General features: G+C 58.1%; 4 protein-coding genes. 2 read left to right on the top strand and 2 right to left on the bottom strand.

Features of this window, described 5'->3' with window-relative positions; all coding sequences use genetic code 11:
* Window positions 1–841 precede the first annotated feature (841 nt).
* Window positions 842–2,155, top strand: a complete 1,314-nt coding sequence (locus tag DVJ77_RS17565; protein ID WP_114846826.1) for an MFS transporter — start codon at window positions 842–844, stop codon at window positions 2,153–2,155.
* A 12-nt stretch (window positions 2,156–2,167) separates the two neighbouring features.
* On the opposite strand, the gene DVJ77_RS17560 is transcribed toward DVJ77_RS17565, so the two are convergent.
* A complete protein-coding gene (locus DVJ77_RS17560; RefSeq protein WP_114846825.1) occupies window positions 2,168–2,392 on the bottom strand; it encodes a hypothetical protein in 225 nt (74 codons plus the stop codon).
* A gap of 39 nt (window positions 2,393–2,431) precedes the next feature.
* Window positions 2,432–2,701: an acyl carrier protein gene (locus DVJ77_RS17555; protein ID WP_114846824.1), complete on the bottom strand. Its 270-nt coding sequence runs from the start codon at window positions 2,699–2,701 to the stop codon at window positions 2,432–2,434.
* Window positions 2,702–3,089: 388 nt separating this feature from the next.
* Here DVJ77_RS17555 and DVJ77_RS17550 point away from each other — a divergent pair, with 388 nt between their 5' ends.
* Complete coding sequence (locus DVJ77_RS17550) at window positions 3,090–8,858, top strand: hypothetical protein (protein WP_225428069.1); 5,769 nt, start codon at window positions 3,090–3,092, stop codon at window positions 8,856–8,858.
* Window positions 8,859–8,894: the final 36 nt, after the last annotated feature.

Raw genomic sequence — 8,894 nt, 5'->3', positions numbered from 1 at the left:
AATGACCATTGTTTTCTTTGACAAAGAAGGCCCGTCTCGCCTTGAATAAACAAGTCGAGTGAGCGTGCTATCTGATTAGCTGTTAATAACGCCACAATAAATCATGGGCAATGACGTGCCGCCAAGCGCTGCCCGGCAACTTCATTGATATGACAGTGGTGTTTTAGATTGTCAGAGGTGGGGTCTCTGTCACACTCTAAAAAATACGACAGCCAATGATTATGAGATCTTCCATTAAAATCATGTCGGTTGTATTGCACACAGCATTTAAGTCACCGTTGTTATTTATTATGGGATTGCTTGCAACTACGCTGTCACTGGAGAGTGACACGCAAGCTGTCCCGTCATTTGGGTTCGCCGAGCCTACATTATTCATGTGTGAATTCCAGGTGATTCACGGAACTGAAATCATGAAGAGAGATATGCTTGCTCGGCATATGAGCAGCGTGCTCGGCGTTGTTGTTACGCTGCAACGCATGTCGTTGGCCTCGTCACATTTCATTGACTTTTAATTACTGAAGATGAGGCCTTACCTTGTGATGCGACATTCACAAAAATGAAATTTATGTGACACGCATTGACTGTGATACGGATCACGTCGCGGGTAGTTATCGGATTAAATCATTAATTTAAACGTCACAAAAAAGACTTGTCATGCATGTCTAATTAATTATTAAAGCATAATCATTGCCCTGTCACCCTGATGGGTCGCAGGTGTTGTCTTTGTCGCGCTTGCTGGGGTTGCAACCCATAGCGCATCCGCTTTCCAGATCGCGCAAGGCGGCTGTGCTAGCTGCGCACAGCGCTCTATCCATTCAATGAACAAGGTCAAGCAGCAGTCATGAATAGCGGAAGCGTGTTGCGCCATGCAGGATTTCTTCGCCTGCTCGTGGGTAGCGCCGCCGCGCTGCTTGGCGATCAGTTCACCATCATCGCCATCCCCTGGCTCGTCCTGACGTTGAGCAACGATAGCCTGGTGTTGGGCCTGGTCATGGCCTGCATTGGCTTGCCGCGCGTGATCTTTTTGCTGATAGCCGGCGTACTGGTCGATCGCTACTCGCCGCGCCTCATCCTGATTCTGTCTTCCTTGGCGGGTGCGCTGGTGCTCGTCGCCCTCGGCGGCCTTGTACTCACCCACGCTTTAACGCTGTGGATGTTGTACGCCTTTGCTGCGCTGATGGGCTTGGTCGGCACTTTCACCATTCCGGCGCGCATGTCGATCTTGCCCAGGATCGTGGACTCCACCCAACTGCAATCGGCCAACTCGATCATGATGGGCGTCAATCAGATCGCGGTGCTGGCAGGGCCGGTGCTGGCAGGGATCTTGATTAGCACGTCCAAAGGGCTGGGCATCGCGTTTCTATTGAACGGCATTTGCATGCTGATCGCCGCATTGACCGTGCCGAGGCTGCTGTCGCACATCTTGCCCGGCATCGAGGAAAGCAAGCGCGTGTTCTCCTCGATCATGGAGGGCATTCGCTGGTTATGGGCCGATCGCACGTTGCGCGTGCTCGTTTGCTACTGGACCGTGGCTGCCTTTCTCGCCATCGGCCCGGTGCAGGTCGGCTTGCCTCGCCTGGTCGAGCAGCAACTGGGTATGGGCAGCGCGGCTTTCGGTTTGCTGATTTCGGTCAATGGCTTCGGCCAGTTGCTTGGCATCTTGCTATCGAGCCTGCGTGTGCTTAAGGCAATTCCATTAGGCATAGCGGCTTGCCTGATCGATGTGGCAGCGGGCCTGGCGATGGTCGGCATGGGCGTCAACCACCAGCTCGCGATAAGCATCGCGCTGGTGTTCACCATCGGCACCGGGGCAGGGTTCGTACAGGTCGGCTTGTATACCTGGATCCAAAACCGCATTCCAAGTCAGCTCCTTGGCCGCATCATCAGCATCCTGACCTTAATCATGACCAGCACGGCGCCGACCTCGGCGTTGCTAAGCGGCGTATTCACTCACTATGTGACGATACCGATGCTGTTCATCACGGTGGGTATCTCGCTGGCCAGCTTCGCTTTGCTGTCGATATCGAGCCGGGCCATCCGCAGCGTGCAGTCGGTGCCATCGACAACCGACGAAGCCAAGAGCCTTGAAGCAGGGAGCCGCGAAGCTGGGCCGGCGCCTATCGCACGCGAAGCCAATGCGACTGCCGATGGCTAGGGATGCCCTTATCTACAACTCCGGCACCTCGCCGGCCGTGAACAAGATTCGCGGCTCGCTGTAGTAACCGGCCGCCTCATCTATATCCATCGAATATGCCGTGATCCCGGCGTACTGAGGCGCCATGCGCTCGGCCTTTCGCGCCGCTTCTTCGGGTGACTGCATTTGTTGCACTTTTCCAGGCACGAGCCCTTTCTTATTACGCTCAAACGGTTGCACAACGTGGATAGTTTCCATGGGTGTTCCTTGTAGTTGCCCCATTATGGACGGCACCGCTCAATTTTGATGACTTTTGGCGGCCTGTTCGTGCACCAGGCTGATGACATCCCCGATGCAGACGATTTGTGGGCGCAAATCGGCGAATGCACCATCGAGCAACATACCGGTGCGCTCCTCGACGAGAAACAGCAGCTCAATGAAATCCATGGAATCGACGTTCAAAGATTCAAGCGTCGTTGCTGGCTTTAGTTCCGTCACCGGAATGTCAAGATAATCGGAAATAGTCTCAAGCAACTGACGGGTCAAGGCGTCGTCGGGCTCGGTCATGGGTAAGTTCTTGCCTATCGGGACGGAATTAATCGGTCACCGATATTGATGGCTTTTTGTCAGATTGCAATCGCGCTAGCGGCTGCCTGCTGTCGTATGGGCTGCTGCCGGGGATTTAGCTGATTCGATTCGTGCAGGAACTTTCGTATAACCCTGCCGGGTCCCCGCCGTCATGCGTCGTCACGAAATCTTTACTTGCATAGGGTTTCACTTAAGGAGGGGGAATACGCAATTCAAGATCACATCCCTTTGCATTTCGAGCAGGTGGCAAGCGCGGCGCAATAGATTTGCGCCACTTGTTGCACGGGCGCGTGTGTAACGCCGTCAGGCGACCGTAAGAATTCCAATCAACAACACTGACAAGTGAGGGAAGGCCATGGGCACGTCTTTGCAGCTGGGACTAACTGCAAACTTGTTGTTTGGTTATCGGCCCGTATGGGTACCTGGCGGCGATAAACCCGCGCCGTTTTTCGTACCGCCGGTGACGGCACTGACAGCGGTGGATGTCCAACCTGTCGTGGATCCTTATCCAGACTGGAGCAATACCCCGACCATCACCATCCATGACTCGGCGGACAGTCTGCTCAGCACGATTTATGCGTATCAGGCCGCGCGCATGCCGGCCGATCCTGACGGGGTTCACGTGCCGGTAGGGCCCTTGGCCTTGGGCGATGCCGACCAGGTCGCCGCGCAGGCCGCGACAGGCGCTTTTCTAGGTCTCGATCTGTCCAAGCCACGCAGCTATATGCTGGTTACGATGACTCGGGTCAGCGCCACCAGCACACACCCATTCAGTGCCAGCCCATCATCGGTGCCTCGTTCGTCTTATCTCAGCGCTGCCGCGCTTGCGCTGATTAATGCGTTGCCTCCGGCCACGGCGCCGCAGCAAGGCTCGGTGCTTTACGACTCCAAGATCACCAAGGCGGACGCGAACCAGTACCTCGCCGCGATCTATCAACTCGGCAGCCATTTCGTCAGCCAGATCGTCGCCGGTGACCTGCTGCTGCAGGTGTTCGCCTACGACGCGCCCCATTTCAAGAGCATCCAGACCGAGTTCAATGCCAACGCGACGCTACAGCCCGACGGCAGCATGGCAGTTACCGGCAACATCGCCACGGCCTGGGCTTATTTCACGTCGCAGGCTCAAGCCAAGTCTGGCTATGTTGCCGAGTACGGTGCGTTGCTTTGCCTGAGCCGCGACCCGTTGCTCACTTCGGCGATCGCCAACGGCGATTGGACGAATGGCTACGTACCGACAGGTGTTCCCAGCATCTTCGCCGCTGCCAACGACTACAAACTGATGCTGCCGCTGGTTCTCCAGGTGCCGATCGCGCTGACGCTGACACCGGTGGCGGCGCTGATCGCCAATATCCTGGTCTACGGTCCGTGGGACCGCATCGTCAAAGGTGGTTTGTTGCAGAAATACGGCGACAGCGTGCGCATTCCGCTGACCCGCCAGGTGGACTACGACTGGGCCAAGATCTTCCCGGAAACCAGCGATTCCTGGGCCAGCAATATCGTCACTCCGACGGTAGACATCTATCAGGAGCGCGTGGATCTGGCCAAGGTGAATCTGCTCGGCGGCGAGATTGTCGCCGAGAACTTCCAGATGCAGTCGTTCACCTCGTTCTCGCAAGTGCTGCAATCGACGGCGGACGTGGGCGCCGATGCGGTGGCGCTACCCAGCGACCAGATCACCCTGATCGCGCAAATCATCGATATGAGCCAGGCACAGCAGACTCCGACGCTGTCGATGAGCGCGGCAGCTCTGGCGAATCTCACCGTGGTCTGCGAAGAGATGTACGGCACGCTGGTGTTTGAAGCGACCAGCGCCGGTCAGACGCAACGCAAAGTGGCGATGGATGGCATTCTGTTTGCTACTGATGCACAGCTTGATCCAGGCACCGGGCGCGGCATCGTGGATATCGCCGGTGTGCTGGCCGATACGATCGATCCGTCGATCCTGCCGGCGCTAAAACAAAGCATCCAGTTTTCGGTGGTCGCCGGCGAGTCGCTGCTGCATTCGCGCGGCCCCAACGCGGATACGGTACGCCAGCTCGAATGCAGCTATTTATTGTGGCTGGCCGGCTTGATTCCGGCCGACAGCAATGACTTCGATCTCGCCGAGGCGCGCGCCCGCGCGCTCTATCTGGCCAACGACATCGCCACCCTGGGCAGTGATGTGGTGTTCCTGCCGTACGTCACCTACGACGCTTACAACAAGTTCGTCGGCGACATGATGACCCAGGCACAGACCCTGACTGGGCAGATCTCGGAATACCAGATTCGCATTACCGATACCGTCAACAGCTTCAAGATCATGGATTCGATCGCGAACTTGAACGACAACATCAAACAGATCGGCGGGGTGCTGACTTCGTACTTCCAGGTGCTTGCCAGTGGCTGCGGAGCCATGGGCAGCTATTACGACTCGGTCCTGGCGCAACTGGACGATGAGCAGCAAAAGACCGCGCAGAACATTGCCGCGCTCGGTCAGAAGCTGCTCGATCAGCAAGCGGTAATCAGTCGTACCGGAGACCCCCAGGGCATTATTCAGAACTTCCAGCAAGACTATGCGGACTACTCCAAGGACCTCGTCGCGCAGTGCGTGGCGTCGGCCGTCGAAGGGGCATTCAGTCTCGGCCTGTCCATGGCCGGCATCCCCGGCGAGGCCGAGGGCGGCGTACTCAAGGCGCTCAAGGCGATCAAGGACGTCTACGACAAGTTGCAGGCGGTGATGAAGGTGTTGCAAAGCCTGGCCGCGGTGGAGAAGGCCGCGTCCAGCATCGACAATCTCAATGATTTGTCCAACGACATCAGCGCGGCGAGCGCGGCCGGCACCTTGAACATGCCCAGTCAGGTCGATATGCAGGCGCTTGCGGAGAACGTGCGCGCGGCGCTCACCAACGTCCCCAATACCGGCAAATTGAACCAGGACAAGGCCGACCTGATCGCGGCGGTCAACACCTTGGTCAGCATCGGTACCGCGCTGCTGGAGGCCCAGACCAGGGCCAGCCAGATCGCGATACAAATCATGAATCAGAATCGCCTGAAGACCATCAACGGCCAGCAGCAGGCGAAACTGTCGGCGCTGACCAGCATGCTGCATCTGGATGATGTGAATCGGCCGCCGGATGTCAACAGCATCGACCTGATCGGCCTCACCGGCCAGTTGCAATATCAGCTCAAACAGGTGCTGTCGGTGCTGGCCAGCACCCTCGAACTGCAGGACGGCGCGATTCAGTACGAGTATTTCGGCCAGCCCACGCCGATCACTTCTTTCAGTCTGTTGAACCTGCAAACGGTGATCGCGACGCAGGACAGCGCGATCATCTCCGCGCTGCAACAGCTCAACCCGCCGCCGCAGGCGGTGTCGGGGCCGATCACCATCACGATCCCGAATGTCCTGGCGACGCGGTTGTCTGGCTCCAACGTGTTTCAGTTTCCGATCGCGCTGTGCGGCAGCGAGTTCTACAACTACGACATGGTGCGCATCGACCGGGTCGTGCCGCGCATCAGTGGTATCAAAAGTACCCAGAGCGGCAATTACGAGGCGCACCTCAGTTGCCAGGGCAAACCGTTCCAGGACCGCGATTATCAGCGTCAGGCGCGAACCTTCGCCACGACGCGCCGCGATTTCGGCCCCTATGTGTACGACCTGGCCACCGGCGCGGCCGAGTTCGGCGACGGCACCGGCACGTTCGCCGCCCAGACCACGCATCTGACACCTTTCGCGGTCTGGGAAATCAGTCTGCCGTCCAATGTGCGCAACAACCAGGGCATCGAGTTCGACAGCCTGTTTGTGACCATCGAAGTGGATTTCTACGTCACCGCCCATTACGACGACCCGGCGCTGCTGCGTCGGCCGATGCTCAAGTCTGCGATGTCCATGTCGCCCGCTGCGATGGTCGCGGCGACCGCCAGCGATAGCGCGCCGTCGCTGGCCAATCTGGAAGCTCAGATGTACCAGAACCAGGCCGTGCTGCAGAAATGGGACGCGGTGTTCAATGTATTGGTAGGGCCGGTCAACGCCTTTTTGTATCAACAGTTTCAGCAATACATAAAGCAGCTCGATCCGAACAATTCCGACAACCTGATGCAGATCAGCGCGTATTACTGCGAGAACGTCCAACAGGTCCACGGCTTCTGGTTCACCAACGTGACCAAGATGACTTTCAAGCTCAGCAATCCGCTGCTGCAGTTCGTGCCGGGCAACGATAGCGTCACAGTGGTGCAGGACCTTCTCAGCGGCATGATCGTGGTCGGTACCCTCGGGGTTACCGAAAACGGTTTCGATCCGAGCAGTTGCCACCTGGTCTCGCAGGACGTCAACTTTACCGCCAGCACCGCTAGCAATGCCCTGACTCTGTCAGTACCAGGGGTGTTCGAGAACAATATGCAAGTGATGGTAAGTTCCACTGGGACCTTGCCGGCGCCGCTGCAGGCCAACACCGACTATTGGGTGATTGGCTGGACCAACACCGGCGGCGTGACCAGCCTGCAGCTAGCAACCACGGCTGGCGGCGCGGCCATCGCATTGACCAACGCAGGCAGTGGCACGCATACCGTCTATGCCGACATCGAATGGGGTCAGCCAACCACGGTCGACGTCTCCAAGAAGCCTTACGTCAACGGCAGCGTTGCGCTGACCAAGGTCTCCGGCATCGTGACCCCGCCGAGCGGCCAGGGCTCGGCCAGCGAGACGCATACGGTGATTCTCGATTTCTCGGCCGGCGCGTTTACCTTGAACCAATTTGCGGTAGACCCGCCGAATTGGGACCCCAATCACCACGCGGCATTGATCTCCAATGCACTGGCAAGCTACTACGCCACCAACGACATCAAGTACCAGGTGCAGACGATCAACTACACCAACCTCAGCCAGGATGTCGCGCTGCAGCCCAGCAAGTTCGTGCTCAATGCGCAAAGCACCAACGCCGGTAACAACATTCTGCAGATGCTGATCGCCACCACCGGCGATGTGCAGCACGCGCACACGATCACCTTGAATGAGCCGATCCCGTACGACCCGAGCAATCCGATTCCGGGTGTCAGCGACTTCACCGTAAGCCTGATGATAAGCACCAAGCTGATGTTCCAGCACATCTTCGTCAACAGCTTCAATCAAGGCGGCACCAATCTCCAGGTGCAGGCGGTGGACCCCGGCAGGGATTTCGAAGCATGGAGTGCCCAGATCAGCCAAGGCAGCGCCACCGGCACGGTGCTCTTCGCCAATCCGTATGACATCAGCGGAACCAAGACCAACTTCCAGATCTCGTCGAGCGGTAATTCGCTGACCTGGGATCTCACCGGGCTGTCTTTCGAGCGGTCTTCGACGGCCGGCATCGTGATGAACTACACCAACGGCACCTCAAGTCCACCGACCGGCGGCACCAACGTCAACTTCCAGTATCAGCAGTACTACCCGCCGGTTTGCAGCCGAGGGGGATGCAGCCCAGGTCACTGGGGTTCCTGGCAAGACTCCAGCGCGACGGCCTACATCGGCATGTGCGGCGCCTATCCGCTGCAGGTCACCGGCAGCGGCAGTCAGCAGTTGGTTACATTCACCACCGTCCTGCCGACGGTATCGTTTTCCAAGTCCTCCGACCTGACGCCCACCGGGGCCTGCGATTGCAACGACAACGACATCAAGATCGCCTTGCTCAATAGCCTGGCCGAATCGGTACCGGCAACGCTGCAGCAATACATCCAGCAGATTACGTTCAGGCCGATCTCGGTATTCGCGCTGGAGAACCTGCTATTTCCGGCGGACCAGCTCATTACGATGCGACAGGCACTGGTGCCTGGTGACCTGCTGGTGGTCGGTAGCTTCCTGGCGCAAGTGCGCAAAACCACCACGCAGTACAACGTGACCATCAGCGCGGCGGGGGGAGCGAAAGGTGTGTTCGGCGGCACCAGTTTCCAGAACGGCCAGGGCACCGGCAGCGCCACTCAAAGCGGTTTGCCGAAAGCGTTCCAGTTCCAGTACGGCCCGATCGACCCTGTGCTTGGTAGTCTGGTTACCTACAGCATCGATATCGAGAGCGGCGTCGTGACTCCGCCGTTGATGGTGGTGGTCGATCAACCCGACCCTGACAACAATCCATCCCAGGTGATCCTGCTGCCGCCCGGATACGCCAGTACCGGAGGGAGCTGAGCCGCGACACCGATGCCGGATCCCGCAACGGTCCCG

Origin of the sequence: Dyella tabacisoli (assembly GCF_003350925.1) — a bacterium.
GTDB lineage: Bacteria > Pseudomonadota > Gammaproteobacteria > Xanthomonadales > Rhodanobacteraceae > Dyella_C > Dyella_C tabacisoli.
Note: the sequence above shows the minus strand (reverse complement) of the source record. Positions and strands in the feature narration are given on the sequence as shown.

What these genes read in the sequence shown, in the direction of transcription:
- DVJ77_RS17565 (WP_114846826.1), top strand. Translation starts at nt 842, where the DNA reads ATGAATAGCGGAAGCGTGTTGCGCCATGCAGGATTTCTTCGCCTGCTC.
- DVJ77_RS17560 (WP_114846825.1), bottom strand. Translation starts at nt 2,392, where the DNA reads ATGGAAACTATCCACGTTGTGCAACCGTTTGAGCGTAATAAGAAAGGG.
- DVJ77_RS17555 (WP_114846824.1), bottom strand. Translation starts at nt 2,701, where the DNA reads ATGACCGAGCCCGACGACGCCTTGACCCGTCAGTTGCTTGAGACTATT.